The organism is Paenibacillus sp. FSL R5-0407, from assembly GCF_038009185.1.
Classification (GTDB): domain Bacteria; phylum Bacillota; class Bacilli; order Paenibacillales; family Paenibacillaceae; genus Fontibacillus; species Fontibacillus vini.
On record NZ_JBBPAX010000002.1, the window covers coordinates 1,124,396 to 1,140,782 of the forward strand.

A 16,387-nucleotide genomic window follows, 5' to 3' on the forward strand; every position below is an offset into this window, starting at 1 on the left:
AATCATATACGGTTATCCAATTACTGTCAACCCCGATTTTTGCAATTCTGCATTAAGCCATTTAGCCTCCTGGATCGCCCGTTTGTCATTCCAAATGTCTCCCGGCTTGCTTGCTTTGGCAATAATATGCCCCTTCAGCGGCATTCCTACGTAATCGAAAGTATATTTTAGTTGCTGTATAAGCGGCATGGCTTTAATCCGGGGATTGTCCCCGCCAACAACTAGGACGTACGCCTTTTTCTGCGCCATCTCCGCTTTGAAATCAAAGCGTGAATCCCGAAGACTTTGGGACCAGCGATCAATAAAATTCTTCATTTTTCCAGATACGGTGTACCAGTAGACCGGAGTGGCGAACACGAGCGTATCATGCTGCAGCACTTCTCGAATGACGTCGTCGTAATCATCATCGACCGGATCGAACCCGCCCTCCGTATGCCGCTGATCATGAATCGGCAGAATTTGTTTGTCCCGCAATAAAATTTCCTTATGCTGAACTCCCTCCAACACCAGCCTGCTCAACTGCTCGGTATTTCCTTCGTCTCTTGTGCTTCCCTGCAAAACCAGGATACTCATTCAGGCACTCCCTTTCCATCGTAATCGACTTTTTCCGCAAATTGCGGCTCTTTACTGTTATACTGCGTTCCCGCAGATTTATGCCGTTTCCGCCTCCTGGCGAGGATTCAGCCCGACCAAGGTCCAGTTCAGAAACCGTCTCAAGCCTGTTATGCCGCATTAGGAATCGCGGTAGAATTAAGACATCAACAACGGACTTAAATAATAATCCAATCTGACATAAAAAAGAAAGCGAGTGTTCAATCATGAAAAAATTGTATCGTTCGGCAACCGACAAACAGATCAGCGGCCTTTGCGGCGGTATCGCCCGTTGGTTCGGAATCGACACTACCGTGGTCCGGCTGATCGCCGTGGTAGCGGCGCTGTGCAGTTTCGGCACCGTAGTCGCCCTGTATCTCATCGCCAGCGTGATCGTTCCGAAAGAGCCGATCGGCAACTTCGGATTCGACGACCATTACACACACTATTAATGAAACACGGTAATCCTGTTCGTTTAGCTAAAGTATAAACTACTATCCAACCAAAGGAGAGAATTACAAATGAGTCTATTTAATCGAATTGCTAACATTACTAAAGCTAGCCTGCATGAAGTTTTAAACAAACTGGAAAATCCGGTAGTTATGACGGGGCAGTATTTGCGCAACCTGGAGGACGATATTCGTATTGCCGAAAATATGCTGAAAGAACAGCAGATGAACGCGAACATCCGCCTGCGGAAGAGCGAAGACGCCGCCAAAGCAGCGAAGGAAAGCGAGCTTCGCGCGCTGGCCGCACTTGAAGCTGGAGATGAAGCCGGTGCTAAAGTAGCCGCTACGGCCAAAATCCATTACGAAGAGCAGGCGCAGCAATACGCGGCGGAAGCGAAAGAAGCCCTGGATCGCGTGGCTGAGCTGGAATACCGCTTGAAGGAAGGCAAAGAAGAACATGCCCGCCTGAAAGAAAAGCGCAACGAATTGGCCGCACGGGCCCGCAAAGTGGAAGAGCACGAGCAAATGGAGCGGCCGAACTTCAGCCGCGGCATGGATTACGGCGCAGCCGCACGCGGCTTCGAACGCATGGAAGAAAAAATCCTCGAATGGGAAGCCGGAACCCAGCTTTCCGGTCAATCCTATGCAGGAAGCGGCGCAACTGGTTCGCAAGTGAATGCAACCGAGAATGCTGCCGTTGCCGAAGAACTTCAGCGCATGAAGGATCAATTGGCATCCCGCAAAAATTAATTAGTCAAAAGGTTGGACTTGGAACTATCCTTGTCCAACCTTTTTTTTGTTGGGCCTTCGGTAGTTTTTGTTGTACCTTCGGTAGTCCTGCTCGAAGAAGCCCCCTCATCCTTCTCACCATTTCCGAGTAAATTAACTGTAATTTCTCCAGTTAATTGTTACAGATTGGTGCTTCCACGTAAATTAACTGCAATTTATACAGTTAATTTGGCCAATCCGGTCATCTCAGTGCCGAATCCGTCAAATTAGCTGCAGGTTTTCCAGTTAAATATTGATTTCGGGGGAATTCGGACAAATTAACTGTAGGTTTTCCAACTAATTTAATTTCCTCGAACTTGGGAGTACATTGAAACTCCGGCTCATCGAACCCCGCGATGTCATGGCTTATAATCCCCTTGCCTTACTCTATCCTCACTTTATCCTTACTTATTCTCACTTTATCATTACTTATTTTCACTTTATCCTAACTATCTCTTCACTATATCCTTACCCCATTATCGACGCGCATCTTCACCACTACCTTCATCCGAATCTAAATTCACTATCTACTCTCAAATCAGATATTCATATCAAGTTACGGCGCAATCCTAACACAACGTTTTCCGAGTGCCGTATAAGGGTACCAACTAACAACTAAACCATAGTACTTTTATGGCAATAATACTTTTCGGCGTATCAAACCTTCTGCGAACTTCCTATCGCATACCGCCATGAGGCCAACATTCTTCCTCGCAGCAAAAAAAGTCCCCGGTAACCAACAAGTGCATTGGTTCCGGAGACTTTCTTTAAACTTAACTTTATTTGCCTTCTTTGCCGGCTTTGAAGATTTCGCCCATAGCGCCGAGACTGCCCAGCGTTTCGATGGCATTCGAAGGGATAAATATTTTGTTGGCTGGTCCCTTCGCCACTTCCTTGAGAGCTTCGAAAGATTGGTAAGCCAATACTTGTTCGTTGAGTGCGGCGTTACGCAGCATTTCGATCCGTGCTTGCTCGGCCTGAGCAACCGCCTCGATCGCTTTCGCTTCCCCGATAGCTTCCAGCTCCTGCGCCTGGCGCAAGCCTTCTGCTTCGCGGATACGAGCTTCCTTGTCACCCTCCGCCTTGAGGATCTTACTTTGCTTATCCCCTTCAGCGCGCAGGATCATATCCTGCTTGGCCGCTTCGGCTTCCAGAACGATCGCCCGTTTGTTCCGCTCGGCTTTCATTTGCTTATCCATCGCTTCTTGAATATCAAGCGGCGGTTTAATGTCAATAACTTCGACGCGCTCAATCCGTACGCCCCATTTTTCGGTTGCTTCGTCAAGCGCTATCCGGATATCCGTCGAAATCTTTTCCCGTCCGGACAAGGTTTCGTCGAGCTCCATCTTACCGATGATTTGACGCATCGTCGCGGTCGAAATATTCCGAACCCCGTATACATAATCGGAGATACCATACGTAGCCTGCTCAGGACCGACAACTTGATAGAAAATGATCGTATCGATTTGAACCTGAACGTTATCCTTTGTAATAACGGTTTGCGGAGGCACATTAGCCTGTTGGATCCGCAGGTCATGATAAGTACGAACCTGATCGATCACCGGAATCAGAATATTCAGCCCCGGGTTCATCAACCGGTTGAATCTACCGAGCCGCTCCACAACGCCGACCCGCTGTTGAGGTACGATTTTGACCGTGAGTGAGATAAAAACAACGACTACTACGACAATGACGGCAATAATTGCCCATTCCATTAAATAAATTCCTCCCATCTTTCTACTTCAATAATCGTACTGCTTCGTTTCAGCACCCGTACAAGCTCATCTTTTGCCAGAGATTGAGCCGACGTGGCGCTCCAGGTGTCTCCTCCGACTTTTACGATGCCATATTGCCCCTCTTCAATCGGTTCGACAACGACTCCCTGTCTCCCTACCAGTTCGGTACCGGTATCTTCAAATCCTTTGGCAGCGCGAAATTTTCTGGAGAGCGGTTTCGTGAAAACCGTCAAAATTAACGCTACCACGCATCCTGCAACGACTTGAAACAGATACGCATCCGGCGCAAACCATGCCACCAGCGCCGCTACCAAGGTTCCAATACATAACCATAGCATGTAAAATGTCAGCGTAAACATTTCAAGAACCAGAATAATTCCTGCGGCTATAAGCCATAGCACCCATGCATCCATCCTGACAGATGCACCACCTTTCCGCATTATAGTTATATATACGGGACTCCGGGCAAAAAGTATCAAGAAAAGTAAGTTTTCGCAAAAATACTGAATAGTTCCCATGTGGCGAGAGACTGCCCCCGCCTATGGGTAACAGTCTCCCGCTATTTTTTCAATATTAAACTAAGGATTGTTCGGAGCCCGATAGAAGGTGGAAATAGAGATCGAGACCGCCTTTTCCAAGCCCTCGTTCCCTTCTCCGAAACTGAAGGACTGGACAACGTAAAGCCGTTCCGCTTGCTGCAAACTTGCAGCAAACTGCTTCGCTTGAGGAAGCGACGCACTGAGCCGGACTTCCGCCCGTACCGGGGACAGCCCGACAGCTAACAAGTTGGCCCGGTCCATCATACCGCTGAGCGCAAGGCTCAAAGCCATCTCAGCCGGTTTACCAGACGCGGCCAAATCCTCGGCAGCACTGGTTCCGGTAGCCGATTCTCCCCCTGCCGCATCCGTACCGAACGAGATCTCCTTGATCATGGCTCCAGACGCTTGACGCGCCGTCTCCAAATCGCGCAGGATCCCTTCCTGATCGAGCGATTCCGGCACTACCTTCTTGTTGGCCGTCGTCTCATTGCCGGCCGAATTCTTAACTTCATCGCGCTTATTCTTAACGATCGATTCCGTCGCTTGCAGAAATTTCAGCTTTTCATTGTTCTCTGCAAGCAATGTTTTTGATTCCGATAAAGCAGGACGATACCAAAACAGATAGAACAATCCGGTCAACAAGATGATTAGGAACGCGATAGCCAGGACACTTACGAACCTTTTATCGGCAAAACCTTGCTTCATTCGGCATCCCCCGCTTTCACAGGAGTCTGCCCGGGCGTCAGTTGAAACGATCCGATAAATTGAGTCCCTTGCTCTCTAAGAGATTGGATAAAGACGGCTCCCGCCCCTGATCTTTTTTGGATCGCAACGGAGTAGGCACCCGCCTCGGTCAGACCAGGAAACGAACAGGTCCAGGCTAAACTGCCATCCTCATTCAGCTTCACTGTTTCTAACGTGCTGCCGGACGACAGGGGCGATTCCAGTTCGGTCAGTAAAGCATCCAGGTCGGGGCGAAGCTTCCTGAGCGCTTCAATCATATCCCCGGCATTTCCATGCAGGCCTTCGCTTTGCCCCAAGGTTTGAAGCTCACTCTGCAGTTCGCTTTGCTTCTGTTCTGTCGCTGCCAGCTGTTGTCGGGACGACTCCGCCGAGTCGAGCGAATCTACATACCCTACAATAAGAAAAGCGGCTAGCCCGAGCCCCACTACGATCAGAGCCAGCGGAACAATTAATAACGAAAGGGTCGAGCGTTCTTTTGGGGGAAGCAGGTTGATTTCGATCATGATTTCCCCACCCCTTTCAGGGCCAAGCCCAGAGCGACAGCATAACTGTCCCGGTTGTCCAATTCCGCATTGTCGAAGTATGGAGACAGATCGACTTCGGATACCCGAATTTGTTCAAAGGATTCGACTAACCGGTTTAATATGACCGGCTTATCCGGCGCATTTCCGGTAATGACAATATCCTGAACCCGCTCGTTGCCTTCATGCAGCGTATTTTCATAAAAGTTGATGATTCTGGCGACCGAAGAGACAATTTCGCTATAACGCCATGTATTCAAACTGTCCTCGGACACCGTCTCCAAGGGAAAAGTGCGGACGAAGTCCGGAACTCCCCGGTTGTACAAATAAACTTCCGCTTCCTTCGGTTTGAAATTAATCGCCATGATGTTGTCTTTTTTCAGCATATCCGAGCGGCTCATCACCCGCATTAACGATAAGGTCTCCAGGTCAACGGAGATCACTCGAAGGCCTGCCTGCTCAAGTACGGCAACCATATCCGCGATCATCGGACGCGGCACCGCGGCGACAAAAGCCTGCATAGTTCCTTCGGGCTCCTCACCGTCATCCGTCCAATGATAATCAATGATCGGATCGTCGAACGGAAGTCGAATGCTGCTCTCCACTTCCAATTCGGTTACTCGACGAAGCTGCTTGCGCTTCACTTTCGGCACCCGGATTAACCGGATGAATGATTGGGACGTTGGAGCCGCAAGATGAACCTTGCTACCGGACAGGCCGTTTTGTTCTATCCATGGCTTAATCATTTCCGAATAGCGGCTCAATTCCGGAACTCCGTCTTCATCGATTACATAATCCAGGGGAAGCATCCCCGCCTCTTCAGCCAAACCCAGCTTCGGGTTATAGCGAACGAATCTGATACCGTCTTCATCGACCGTTATCCCGACAGCTGTCTTGGATGTGCGTCTTTTCATTAATGCTGTATTAGATTTGTCAGATACCAATCGATGATCTCCTTTCCGTACATGTATACGATCAGGGAACCGAAGGCCAGATAGGGCCCGAACGGAATAGTCTTCCTTTTCTTGTTCCCTCCAGAGGCTTGTTGAAGCAGCCCTGCCAGCAAACCGATGATACTTCCGAAAAACAAGGCCAGCAACACACCGGGAAAGCCCAGTACCCACCCTAAAACGGCCAGCAGCTTTACATCCCCCATTCCCATGCCGCGCCCTGAACTTAGGATCGCCAGCAAAAGGAGAATACCGCTGCCGCAGACTGCGCCGAGGAGGTGCAGCCACAACGGCTCAGAGCTAGCAAAGGGCACCGCTGCCAGCAGTAAGACGCCGAAAACGAGCAATGCGCCGTTTGGGATAATTCTGGCAGCCAGGTCGGTGATCGTGATGAGGACGCACAGCGCCGTCAGTAATGCACCGACCGCCCACGCGCCCGAGAAGCCGAAGCGCAGGTGCATAAAGGCGAACAGCGCCGCCGTCAATAAAGCGGCGGCGCTGTCAGCAGCTAGACGCCGGCGGGTCGGCCCGGCGTACCAAGCCGGCGCTGCGGCTTGCGGCGGTGCCAGCAAGCCGCGCCGGGCGAGCAGCACCCGAGCCAGGTAGGCAAGCGCGTAGCCGACGGCTAGACCTAGAACTAAATAAATAATTAAACGCATTATTTTGTTTCTGGAGGTGTTGTGGAACCTGAGGTTCCTTTAGTACTATCCTTTAAATCACTTGCTGTGAATGCCAATGTATTACCATCAGCAAATACCAATGTTACTACATTCCCTGAACCAGCATTATAGTTATCTAGGTTTACAAGGGTATTCGTTTTATCTAATGCTGTACCCTCCTTAGGGTCGGTTAACCCTTTTTGAATATAACTGTCATCCTCTAATTGTTGTAATGTAATAGCTCCTGTAGATGGATTTTTTAACTCACCATTATTATTGGCAATTGAATACAGTTTTGCCGCCTCAAAAAGCTGGTTAGCAGTTGCTGTTCTAGCATTGTCTTTCGTATCGCTAATCAACCCACCGATCAACGGAATAGCAATTGCAGCAATAACCCCAATAATAACGATAACGGCGAGCAATTCGATCAATGTTAGGCCTTTTTCTTCTTTTCTTAATCTTTGAATAAGTGCAGTCATTTAGATAACCTCCCAATTGTATTTAGCTTATATTTCCATAAAGGGTGAGCATCGGGATCATAATGGAAGCCATGATGAAGCCCACGACGCCTGCCAAAAGGACGATCATAATCGGTTCGATCAACTGCTTGAGCTTGTCCACGCTGTTTTCTACATCGCGTTCGTAGAAGTCGGCGATTTTGCCAAGCATGGTGTCGATGGAACCGGTCTCTTCGCCGACCACGATCATTTGCGTGACCAGCGGAGGAAAAATCCACGATTTGCGAAAAGGCTCGGATAACGGGCGCCCCTGACGCAACGAGTTCTGAGACTCGTGAATGGTCGCCCCTATTACACGATTACCCACGATCTTCTCCACAATCGCAAGCGATTGGAGAACCGGAACGGCGCTGGCATACAGAGAAGACAAAGTGCGCGTCATTTGTGCGATGGCGCTCTTGCGATTCAGCAAGCCGAACACCGGAACCTTTAGCTTGAAATAGTCCCAGGCATAAGCTCCTTTCTCCCAGCGGAGAAGAAGATAGACACCCGCCGCGATCGCCAGTGCGACCAGAATCCACATATACCAATGCGTTTCCAGGCTTCGGCTCATGGCCAACGTCATTTTTGTAATGGCCGGAAGCTCGCCGCCTAACTGCGTGAACATCGACTGGAACCGCGGAATGATGAACTTGAGCAAAAATATGACCACCGCCACGGCCATCACGGCCACGATGAGCGGATACGTCATCGCCGACTTTACTTTTTCCCGGGTATAGTGGGCTTTTTCAAAATAAACAGCCAGCCGCTCCAGTGTATCCTCCATGCTCCCCGACTCTTCTCCCGCTCGGATCATATGGACAAAGATGGATGGGAAGATACGGGGATAGGCCGAGATCGCTCCGGAAAAGGTGCTTCCCTTCCGAAGCTCGGATGTTACTTCGCCGAGTGTCTTCTTCAAGGCCTTACTCTCGGACTGCTCGGCCAAGACGGCTGTAGCGTCAACGATCGAGATTCCCGCCCGGATCATCGTTGCAAACTGTCGGCAGAAGACGACAAAATGTTCATTTTTGACCGGACTGCCGATATAAAAGTCTTTATTCCAAACGTTCTCCTGCTTTTCCTGAAGCTTGGTTACGATAAATTGCTGACGCTTCAGTTCCGCAAGGGCGGTTCCACGGTCTGCAGCCTGAATGACGCCTTTGCGGGTTCTCCCCGCAGGATCTCTGCCCTGATACATAAATTGTGCCATATCACATCTGTCCTTCCGACAAATACTCCCTCGCCGCAGATTCATCTACCGTGCCTTGACGAAGCATTTCCCTGATGTCCATTTCCAAGGTGTGCATGCCGAGTTGAACATTTGTCTGCATGACGCTCTTAATTTGATGCACCTTCTCCGTGCGGATCAGATTGCTAACCGCCGGTGTATTCAGAAGCACCTCGGTGGCGACAAGTCTTCCTTTACCCGTCCGGGCCGGAAGCAACCGCTGAGACAATACGATAATCAGCACCGACGCGAGCTGTATCCGGATTTGGCCCTGCTGCTCCGGCGGGAATGCGTCGATGATCCTATCAATCGTCTGCGGGGCATCAGCGGTATGAAGCGTCGCAAAAACCAGATGGCCTGTCTCCGCAGCTGTTATAGCGGTCCGAATCGTTTCCGGGTCCCGCATCTCCCCCACCATAATGATATCGGGGTCCTGACGCAGCGCTGCCCGAAGGCCATTGCCGAAGGAGTGGGTATCAAGACCGACCTCACGCTGATTGACAATGGACCGCCCGTGGCGGTGCAAATATTCTATCGGATCTTCAAGCGTAACAATGTGCTTGCTCTGCGTCTTGTTGACATAGTCAATCAAAGAAGCAAGCGTTGTTGATTTACCGCTCCCTGTCGGGCCCGTTACAAGGAAAAGGCCCTGCGGCTTCTGCGCAAGTTTAAGCAACACCGGCGGCAGTTTCAGCGTCTCAAAGGGAGGCACCGTGGGAGATATGACTCGGGCAGCGATACACATCGAGCCTCTTTGCCGGTACACATTAATACGGAATCTGGATATGCCGGGAACCCCATAAGAGAAGTCCACCTCGCCGTTATCCAAAAACTTATTGTACTGGGACTCATTCATAATCGCCCGCGCATACTCCTCCAGCATGGCCGGGGATGCTGCATCCCTGTTCATACGATGCAGCACCCCGTCAATCCGCAATACCGGAGGCGAGTTGACGGTCATATGCAAATCCGATGCCCCTGATTCCTGCGCCTCCGTAAGCAATGAGGCAAAATATTGTTCAGCGTCGCTCATTGCCTCACCTCCTCTTCATCACCGGCTTCACGAAGAATTTCCTGCAGGGTGGTGTGCCCTGCGATCATTTTTTCGATGCCGTCTTCGAACAAGGTTCGCATACCCAGCTTCGCTGCATGTTTGCGAAGTTCTGTAATCGGGGTTCCATTCACGATCGAATCGCGCAATTCATCGTCGATCCAAAGAACCTCGTGAATGGCCATCCGCCCCCGGTACCCGCTTTTGCCGCATGTGCCGCAGCCCTTGCCATGGTGCAGCTTGTCCACCGTGATCCCCAAGCGTTCCAGATAGATCCGCTCCTTGACATCCGGAACGTATGCTGCGGCGCAATCCGGACAAATTCGGCGAACGAGGCGCTGGGCAACCACGCCGATCAGCGAAGAAGAAATAAGATAAGGCTCAACCCCCATGTCCCTTAGACGGACAATGGTGCTGACCGCGTCATTCGTATGAAGCGTCGAAAAGACCAAATGCCCCGTAAGGGAGGCCCGGATCGAGATTTCCGCGGTTTCATAGTCACGGATTTCGCCCACCATGATGATGTTCGGATCCTGTCTGAGAATGGAGCGGAGCCCTTTGGCAAAGGTCAGGCCGGCTGCGGGATGAACCTGCATCTGGTTCACGCCCTCCAGCATATACTCCACCGGGTCCTCTATCGTAATGATATTGTTCTGTTCCCGGTTCAAGTGCTGCAGCGCGGAGTACAGCGTGGTCGTTTTACCGCTGCCGGTTGGCCCCGTAAGCAGCACGATCCCATGCTGTTTTTCGATCATTCGCCGAAACAATCCCTGGTTGTGCTCGGTCATTCCGAGCTTGTCCAAGGCCTTAACTCCCGTAGCAAGATCGAGCAGCCGCATGACGACCTTCTCTCCGTGTACCGTCGGCAACGAAGAAATCCGGATATCGATCTGCTTGCCGTCGATCATCATCTTGATTCGCCCGTCCTGGGGAAGCCGGCGCTCGGCGATATTCAGATTCCCCAAAATTTTCAGCCGGGCCGTGATAACGCCTTGCATCGTTTTGGGAATCGACCGTTCGCTCCGCAGCATCCCGTCGATCCGGTACCGGATCGCCACTTGGGTATCCATCGGATCAACGTGAATATCACTCGCTCCCAGCCGAACGGCCTGCTCGATCATCTGATGGACAAGCCTTACGACCGGGGACTCCTCGTCCGTAATGACGGACTGCTCCACTTCAATCGGTCCATCTCCGGATCCCAGATCCTTGATCATTTCATTCATAGAGTCCTGCAGACCATACAGACGCGCAATACCACGCTGCAGCTCGCCGCGGGCGATGATCGCCGGCTCAATCGTAAACCCGGTGCTCATCCGTAAATCATCAATGACGAACAAATCCAAAGGGTCTGCCATAGCAACCATCAACTTCCGGCCATCTACGCGGATCGGCATCACCTGATATCGTTTGGCCATCGTTTCAGGAATAATTTGGCTTAGTTTAGGGTCGATTTGAAACCTTGACAATGTAACATGCGGAATGCCAAGCTGGAATTCCAGCACTTCGATCAATTGATGCTCTGTAAGAACTCCCTGTGACAGCAAAACGTCACCGAGCTTTTTTTTGGTGCTTCGTTGCTCTTCGAGTGCGGTTTGTAATTGCGCTTCCGTAATTATCCCGGATTCAAGAAGAAGTTCACCCAGACGTTTTTTGATCGTGTACATGTTTCACACCCTCTTATTTGAGTAGAAATATCTAGTAATTACAGGCGGAGACTGAATCGTAGTCAGAAATGATTAACAAGATTACGTAGGGTACTATAATTGAGGAAAATAATAGTAAACAGCATTTGTAATGATTATATACCTTTTGACTTATTGATGCTATTATAAAATAGTACATTTTACCTATTTTTCTAACATTTCTCCTTCTGATGAATCAAGTATCGACACTGCATCTATGAACACCGATGAGAGCGAGGAATTGTAATGAATAAGTTCCATCTGCGCACAAAAAAACCCCTAGGATCCACGATCGCTAAGGAGGATGGCTTGACGCTGATTGAAGTAGCGATAGCGTTAGTAATAATCTCGATCGTCAGTTTATATTTTCTATCCTATTTTACGAACAGCGAGGCTCAGAGCAAACTGACCAACCAAAAGCTGTCGGCCTCCCATCTCGCCAATGCCGAGCTGCACAAAGTCCAGGCAATGTCCTTTAACGATCTCGAGGGACGACTAACCGCTTCCAACTGTACGCAGCTTCCCGAGCAAACCAGTAATGAAATTTATGTCATTGACACGCAAATTTGCCGAAACCATCCTAAATATACCTCAAACCCTGATGTTTTGTACATTACTATTACAACTTCTTGGGCTCCAAATAAAGACCAGCCCGGACAATACAAGCACAAAGTCTCGATCGTCGGCGCAGCCAAAAAGAACTATGCGATTGACGGGGGGAAATAAACTATGAACAGCCGGACCTTTAACTTCCGCAAAGAAGACGGACTCACCCTGGTTGAATTGCTCGCCGCTCTATCCTTAGCGGGGCTGCTGTTGATACTTATCTCTACCATTCTATCAACCTCGCTTCTCGCTTATGGAAGAGTCAATCACGAAACCGAGCTCAGAAACAAGGCTATCACTCTTAGCGCCGCACTACAGGCCAAGCTAAAGAATACTGTCACCGTCTCATCACCGGATGTGTCATCTATTAATGCTGAGGTCATAACAGATGTGATGAGTGATAGTAGTTCACCAGTGTCCTTAACCTTAAAAGACGGTGGCTTGTATGACAAAAACGGAAAGCTTTTTAGCGATAGTGAGCTTGATTTGACGGGCTCTTATTTTATCAAAGCTAATAAAGAATTACAGATTCATCTATGGTGCCGCCTCGCCGGCGAGAGCAAGATGGAACCCCTTTATTTGTTCGTCTCGATCAAATTAATTTCGTGAGGTGATAGAAATGAAGCTGAAGAGCGGCAAAAACGAACAAGGCTACGCCCTCATATCCGCCCTATTTCTTATCGTCATACTGGTCGTCATCGGCACGCTTGTCATGCGCAACGTAACGAACTCCCAAGGGATGGTCAACGTTTCCTCCGACCTGATGGCTGCACAAGCCGATGCAGAGACCAAGCTTCTTGTGAAACTTGCTGAAGTCCGGGGCGCTGTAATGACCTTGAAAGAAGAAGAGAAAATAACTCTTAAAATGGTTGGAAATAAAGTTCAAGAGGCAGCCTCACCCTATCTGGATGAGCGGACTATTAATTTGGATGAAGAGAAATTGAAATACTCCGCTGTCATCACTATGGAAGGAAGATCGGGAAAAATCACCCAAACTGCAAGTAAAAAGATTGAAATTACGTTGTCTTACGTGCCGAAGGATCCTCCTACAGGCGGTGGAAACGGCGGATATGCCGTAGTGAGCCAAGGGGCGGTGATGCTGAACGGCGGCATTATCGAAGGTAATGTTTATGTGGCTGGAGGGTTTCATAATAATAATTCCACGATCAAAGGGCAGGTCCTTACGTCGACTTCTTCCGTGCAAGGAATTACTCTACCGGAGAGAGTCGAGGTCACTAGCCTTATTGCCAAAGTGGACCAAGAGGCTAGTAAAATTAAAGGTTCTTTACCGGCCCAACCTTCCGAGCCTGATAATGAAGTTAAACAGAGTATGAATTACTCTACTTCAAATTCATTAAAATCTTTTAAATTGATGCAAAAGACTTCAATAACTGTTGACGGGGATCTGCTTATCACCGGTGAGCTTACGATGGAATCCGGCTCCACGATCACGGCAACCGGCAATATAATTATCGAAGGAAACCTCCTCGTGAACGGAGGAGAAGTTCATCTCAATGCCGGCTCCGGTAAATTTATCAGGGTAAAAGGAACGACCAATTTCAACAGCGATCCGAAGGTGATTATCTCGGGAACTCTGTATACGAATCACATCAATCTGCACGGAACCCTGCTGGCCGGGAATGTTTATGTCGGAGGCTCCACTACAGGTACGTTATCCGGTTATAATCAGTTCGCTTTATATGACGCCGGCGCGCTCGTTATGGGTGGTAAAAACAAAGCCGAGTTAACAGGCCTTCTGTACTCCAACGGTTCGATTACCCTCAACGGAAATAGTGATCTTACTATCCACGGCGGAGGTTCCAGCTCCACTCCGGAACCAAGCGAACCTCAAGAAATATATTTTGACGAAAAAAACATGGTTATTGAATAGGTATCCCAACCAGTATTTCCAACCACATCATCAGGCTTCTCCATCGCAAATAAATAAACAGCCCGGAGCACTCTGCTCCGGGCTGTTTATTATATTTATTAAGCCTGCACGACATCCAGATCCACGTTCCGCTTGAACACGTCCTGATCGTTCTCGCCGAGTACCTTGCCGGTGATGACGCCGGCCGTAATCGAGTCGTTGACGTTGAGCGCCGTACGGCCCATGTCGATCAATGGTTCAACGGAGATCAGCAAGCCTGCAAGAGCTACCGGCAGGTTCATCGTGGACAACACGATCAGCGAGGCGAAGGTTGCGCCGCCGCCCACGCCGGCTACTCCGAAGGAGCTGACTGTGACGACCAGGATCAGCGTCAGGATGAAATCCCAGCTGAGCGGGTCAATGCCGACGGTCGGTGCGATCATGACGGCCAGCATGGCCGGGTAGATACCGGCGCAGCCGTTCTGGCCGATCGTTGCCCCGAACGAGGCTGACAGGTTGGCGATGCCTTCCGGCACGCCCAGACGCTTAGTCTGCGTTTCCACATTCAGTGGAATAGTCGCGGCGCTGGAACGCGATGTAAAGGCAAATACGAGCGTTGGCAGTACTTTTCTCACGTATTGTACCGGATTGTATCCGAACAGTGCCAACAGAATCAAATGAATGATGAACATTACGATCAAGGCGACGTACGAAGCGCCCACGAACTTGATCAGCTTCAGAATTTCTTCCGGATTCGTCGTAGCGACCGTGTTGGTGATCAGCGCCAGAATCCCGTAAGGCGTCAGCCTGAGCACCAACGTTACGATTCGCATAACGACCGCGTAAACCGCGTCTACTATTTTACGGAAGGTGTCCGCTTGTTCCGGTTTCTTTTTATCCAAGCCCAGAACGGCTACTCCAATAAATGCTGAGAAAATAACGACCGCAAGCGTCGAAGTGCTGCGCGCTCCCGTCATATCCGCGAAAGGATTGGTTGGGATGAAATCCAGTATTTGCTGAGGAATCGTTTTATCGGCTACATCTCCCACGCGTTCCTCAAGCTTCGCTCCACGAGCTTGTTCCTTCTCGCCGGCTTCGATTTCGATCGCTTTCAGATCAAAGCTCAAGCTGGTTACGATACTAACTGTTGCGGCAATTGCCGTCGTTATCAAAAGCACCGCGATGATGAGACCGGTCATTTTACCGAGGTTTTGCTTTCCCTTCAGCTTCATGATCGCCGAGATAATCGATACCATAATCAGAGGTACAACGATCATTTGCAGCAGTCCGACATATCCGCGTCCCACCAGGTTGAACCAGTCCGTAGACTTGGCCAGCACTTCCGAATCCGCCTGGTAGATCAACTGAAGGATAACTCCGAAGACCAAGCCGAGGCCCAGACCGGTAAACACCCGCTTTGTAAAAGATATATGCTTCTTCTGCATCCACAGAAGAACGCCTAGCAGCACGAGCATAACGGCCACGTTAATGATAATTCTCAATGTTTCCATCTTCCGATTCCCCCTATAGAACCTATGAATGTTGATGACTGCAGTATGACTGATCAGTTTCACAGACGTATCATAACACATATACAAGTAATTTTATAGGATTAATTTATTTAGAAAATTTCCCGCTAATTATTACCCATAAATTAGGTGATAAATACATAGCGGTAATCGTTTGGTATACTATCTATATTGGAAAATTCCGATCCGAAATAGGAGAAAAAGTATGAGTATGATCCAAGTTTACGGCGTTAAACTGACTCAGGAGCCTGATCCGCTGCTGGAGCACAAACTCCTTGAGGCGTTGCCAATTGAGAAACAGGAGAAAATCCGCAGGTTCTTTCACCGGGCTGACGCTTTGCGCTGTATGACGGCCGACATTCTGTCCCGGTATATGATATGCCGGACTCTCGCTATTAAAAACAGCGAAATCCAACTACATGTGAACCCTTTCGGTAAACCGCTGTTATCCGGGAACACCGGATGTCATTTCAATCAATCCCATTCGGGGCAATGGATTGTCGGCGCCCTTTCGGCCTCTTCTTGCGGCATCGATGTGGAAGAAATCCGCGAACCGGATATGGACGTGGCGGAGCATTGCTTTGCGGAACAGGAATTTCGCGATTTACAAAAGGTACCCGCCGACCGCAGAGCAGAGTATTTTTTCGACTTGTGGACGCTTAAAGAGAGCTACGTTAAAGCTTCCGGGTTCGGCTTGTCGGTCCCCCTCAATTCCTTTGCCATCCGAAAACAACCTACCGGCATCTCGCTGAATACGGAGCAAGAATTTCGGAATTGCCGCTTCAAGCAATATTCTATAGATCCTGCCTATAAATTATCTGTTTGTGCGGAAGGCGGTAATTTCCCCGAGCATGTAGAACTTATCGGTCAAGAGCAGCTTTATATTGATTTTATGAATTATTTATAGCAAAAATTATTAATAGCATTATTAAAAACAGACTACCCCGGGCATTGACATGCC

Annotated in this window: 18 protein-coding genes; 6 read left to right on the top strand and 12 right to left on the bottom strand. The window is 49.5% G+C overall.

Features of this window, described 5'->3' with window-relative positions; translation table 11 throughout:
* Positions 1-12: 12 nt before the first annotated feature.
* The gene (locus NYE70_RS24240) at positions 13-573 is read right to left on the bottom strand and encodes a flavodoxin family protein (RefSeq protein WP_341048650.1); all 561 of its coding nucleotides are present in this window, start codon (positions 571-573) and stop codon (positions 13-15) included.
* A gap of 245 nt (positions 574-818) precedes the next feature.
* Between NYE70_RS24240 and NYE70_RS24245 the strand changes: the two genes are divergently transcribed.
* Complete coding sequence (locus tag NYE70_RS24245) at positions 819-1,043, top strand: PspC domain-containing protein (protein WP_211022255.1); 225 nt, start codon at positions 819-821, stop codon at positions 1,041-1,043.
* A gap of 69 nt (positions 1,044-1,112) precedes the next feature.
* The gene (locus tag NYE70_RS24250) at positions 1,113-1,790 is read left to right on the top strand and encodes a PspA/IM30 family protein (RefSeq protein ID WP_290407575.1); all 678 of its coding nucleotides are present in this window, start codon (positions 1,113-1,115) and stop codon (positions 1,788-1,790) included.
* A 797-nt stretch (positions 1,791-2,587) separates the two neighbouring features.
* Here NYE70_RS24250 and NYE70_RS24255 read toward each other — a convergent pair.
* The 10 genes from NYE70_RS24255 to NYE70_RS24300 all read right to left on the bottom strand — a co-directional run bounded on the left by NYE70_RS24255 (position 2,588) and on the right by NYE70_RS24300 (position 11,403).
* The gene (locus NYE70_RS24255; protein WP_211022257.1) at positions 2,588-3,523 is read right to left on the bottom strand and encodes an SPFH domain-containing protein; all 936 of its coding nucleotides are present in this window, start codon (positions 3,521-3,523) and stop codon (positions 2,588-2,590) included.
* Positions 3,523-3,957 (bottom strand): NfeD family protein, encoded by a 435-nt coding sequence (locus NYE70_RS24260; protein WP_290407576.1) that lies wholly within the window; start codon positions 3,955-3,957, stop codon positions 3,523-3,525. The genes NYE70_RS24255 and NYE70_RS24260 overlap by 1 nt, the downstream gene beginning before the upstream one ends.
* Positions 3,958-4,122: 165 nt before the next feature.
* Positions 4,123-4,788, bottom strand: coding sequence for a hypothetical protein (locus NYE70_RS24265; protein ID WP_341048656.1), 666 nt, complete (start codon positions 4,786-4,788; stop codon positions 4,123-4,125).
* Entirely contained in the window at positions 4,785-5,330 is a 546-nt protein-coding gene (locus NYE70_RS24270) for a hypothetical protein (protein ID WP_290407578.1), read from the bottom strand. The genes NYE70_RS24265 and NYE70_RS24270 overlap by 4 nt, the downstream gene beginning before the upstream one ends.
* Positions 5,327-6,292, bottom strand: coding sequence for a type IV pilus biogenesis protein PilM (gene pilM / locus NYE70_RS24275; RefSeq protein ID WP_290407579.1), 966 nt, complete (start codon positions 6,290-6,292; stop codon positions 5,327-5,329). Before pilM ends, NYE70_RS24270 begins: the two co-directional genes overlap by 4 nt.
* Positions 6,262-6,957 carry a prepilin peptidase gene (locus NYE70_RS24280; protein ID WP_341048659.1) on the bottom strand — a complete coding sequence of 232 codons (696 nt, stop codon included), beginning with the start codon at positions 6,955-6,957 and terminating at the stop codon, positions 6,262-6,264. The genes pilM and NYE70_RS24280 overlap by 31 nt, the downstream gene beginning before the upstream one ends.
* On the bottom strand, positions 6,957-7,436 hold the full coding sequence (locus NYE70_RS24285; protein ID WP_290407581.1) for a prepilin-type N-terminal cleavage/methylation domain-containing protein: 480 nt from the start codon (positions 7,434-7,436) through the stop codon (positions 6,957-6,959). The genes NYE70_RS24280 and NYE70_RS24285 overlap by 1 nt, the downstream gene beginning before the upstream one ends.
* 22 nt (positions 7,437-7,458) lie before the next feature.
* Positions 7,459-8,667 (bottom strand): type II secretion system F family protein, encoded by a 1,209-nt coding sequence (locus tag NYE70_RS24290; protein ID WP_341048661.1) that lies wholly within the window; start codon positions 8,665-8,667, stop codon positions 7,459-7,461.
* Position 8,668: 1 nt separating this feature from the next.
* Positions 8,669-9,718 carry a type IV pilus twitching motility protein PilT gene (locus NYE70_RS24295; protein WP_341048663.1) on the bottom strand — a complete coding sequence of 350 codons (1,050 nt, stop codon included), beginning with the start codon at positions 9,716-9,718 and terminating at the stop codon, positions 8,669-8,671.
* Positions 9,715-11,403, bottom strand: coding sequence for a GspE/PulE family protein (locus NYE70_RS24300; protein ID WP_213654493.1), 1,689 nt, complete (start codon positions 11,401-11,403; stop codon positions 9,715-9,717). The genes NYE70_RS24295 and NYE70_RS24300 overlap by 4 nt, the downstream gene beginning before the upstream one ends.
* Before the next feature lie 264 nt (positions 11,404-11,667).
* Here NYE70_RS24300 and NYE70_RS24305 point away from each other — a divergent pair, with 264 nt between their 5' ends.
* From NYE70_RS24305 to NYE70_RS24315, 3 genes are read left to right on the top strand one after another with little or no spacing between them, the layout of a single operon-like run.
* On the top strand, positions 11,668-12,147 hold the full coding sequence (locus tag NYE70_RS24305; RefSeq protein WP_290407584.1) for a type IV pilus modification PilV family protein: 480 nt from the start codon (positions 11,668-11,670) through the stop codon (positions 12,145-12,147).
* Between the two features lie 3 nt (positions 12,148-12,150).
* A complete protein-coding gene (locus tag NYE70_RS24310; RefSeq protein WP_341048664.1) occupies positions 12,151-12,636 on the top strand; it encodes a hypothetical protein in 486 nt (161 codons plus the stop codon).
* A gap of 10 nt (positions 12,637-12,646) precedes the next feature.
* Positions 12,647-13,918, top strand: a complete 1,272-nt coding sequence (locus tag NYE70_RS24315) for a hypothetical protein (protein WP_290407586.1) — start codon at positions 12,647-12,649, stop codon at positions 13,916-13,918.
* A 98-nt stretch (positions 13,919-14,016) separates the two neighbouring features.
* On the opposite strand, the gene NYE70_RS24320 is transcribed toward NYE70_RS24315, so the two are convergent.
* Positions 14,017-15,408: an L-cystine transporter gene (locus NYE70_RS24320; protein ID WP_211022270.1), complete on the bottom strand. Its 1,392-nt coding sequence runs from the start codon at positions 15,406-15,408 to the stop codon at positions 14,017-14,019.
* 223 nt (positions 15,409-15,631) lie between these two features.
* Between NYE70_RS24320 and NYE70_RS24325 the strand changes: the two genes are divergently transcribed.
* Entirely contained in the window at positions 15,632-16,333 is a 702-nt protein-coding gene (locus NYE70_RS24325; RefSeq protein ID WP_247681780.1) for a 4'-phosphopantetheinyl transferase family protein, read from the top strand.
* The last annotated feature ends 54 nt before the right edge of the window (positions 16,334-16,387 follow it).

Excerpts from the sequence above, each read along its gene's own strand:
- NYE70_RS24240 (WP_341048650.1), bottom strand. The coding sequence starts at position 573 with ATGAGTATCCTGGTTTTGCAGGGAAGCACAAGAGACGAAGGAAATACC.
- NYE70_RS24245 (WP_211022255.1), top strand. The coding sequence starts at position 819 with ATGAAAAAATTGTATCGTTCGGCAACCGACAAACAGATCAGCGGCCTT.
- NYE70_RS24250 (WP_290407575.1), top strand. The coding sequence starts at position 1,113 with ATGAGTCTATTTAATCGAATTGCTAACATTACTAAAGCTAGCCTGCAT.
- NYE70_RS24255 (WP_211022257.1), bottom strand. The coding sequence starts at position 3,523 with ATGGAATGGGCAATTATTGCCGTCATTGTCGTAGTAGTCGTTGTTTTT.
- NYE70_RS24260 (WP_290407576.1), bottom strand. The coding sequence starts at position 3,957 with ATGGATGCATGGGTGCTATGGCTTATAGCCGCAGGAATTATTCTGGTT.
- NYE70_RS24265 (WP_341048656.1), bottom strand. The coding sequence starts at position 4,788 with ATGAAGCAAGGTTTTGCCGATAAAAGGTTCGTAAGTGTCCTGGCTATC.
- NYE70_RS24270 (WP_290407578.1), bottom strand. The coding sequence starts at position 5,330 with ATGATCGAAATCAACCTGCTTCCCCCAAAAGAACGCTCGACCCTTTCG.
- NYE70_RS24280 (WP_341048659.1), bottom strand. The coding sequence starts at position 6,957 with ATGCGTTTAATTATTTATTTAGTTCTAGGTCTAGCCGTCGGCTACGCG.
- NYE70_RS24285 (WP_290407581.1), bottom strand. The coding sequence starts at position 7,436 with ATGACTGCACTTATTCAAAGATTAAGAAAAGAAGAAAAAGGCCTAACA.
- NYE70_RS24290 (WP_341048661.1), bottom strand. The coding sequence starts at position 8,667 with ATGGCACAATTTATGTATCAGGGCAGAGATCCTGCGGGGAGAACCCGC.
- NYE70_RS24295 (WP_341048663.1), bottom strand. The coding sequence starts at position 9,718 with ATGAGCGACGCTGAACAATATTTTGCCTCATTGCTTACGGAGGCGCAG.
- NYE70_RS24300 (WP_213654493.1), bottom strand. The coding sequence starts at position 11,403 with ATGTACACGATCAAAAAACGTCTGGGTGAACTTCTTCTTGAATCCGGG.
- NYE70_RS24305 (WP_290407584.1), top strand. The coding sequence starts at position 11,668 with ATGAATAAGTTCCATCTGCGCACAAAAAAACCCCTAGGATCCACGATC.
- NYE70_RS24310 (WP_341048664.1), top strand. The coding sequence starts at position 12,151 with ATGAACAGCCGGACCTTTAACTTCCGCAAAGAAGACGGACTCACCCTG.
- NYE70_RS24315 (WP_290407586.1), top strand. The coding sequence starts at position 12,647 with ATGAAGCTGAAGAGCGGCAAAAACGAACAAGGCTACGCCCTCATATCC.
- NYE70_RS24320 (WP_211022270.1), bottom strand. The coding sequence starts at position 15,408 with ATGGAAACATTGAGAATTATCATTAACGTGGCCGTTATGCTCGTGCTG.
- NYE70_RS24325 (WP_247681780.1), top strand. The coding sequence starts at position 15,632 with ATGAGTATGATCCAAGTTTACGGCGTTAAACTGACTCAGGAGCCTGAT.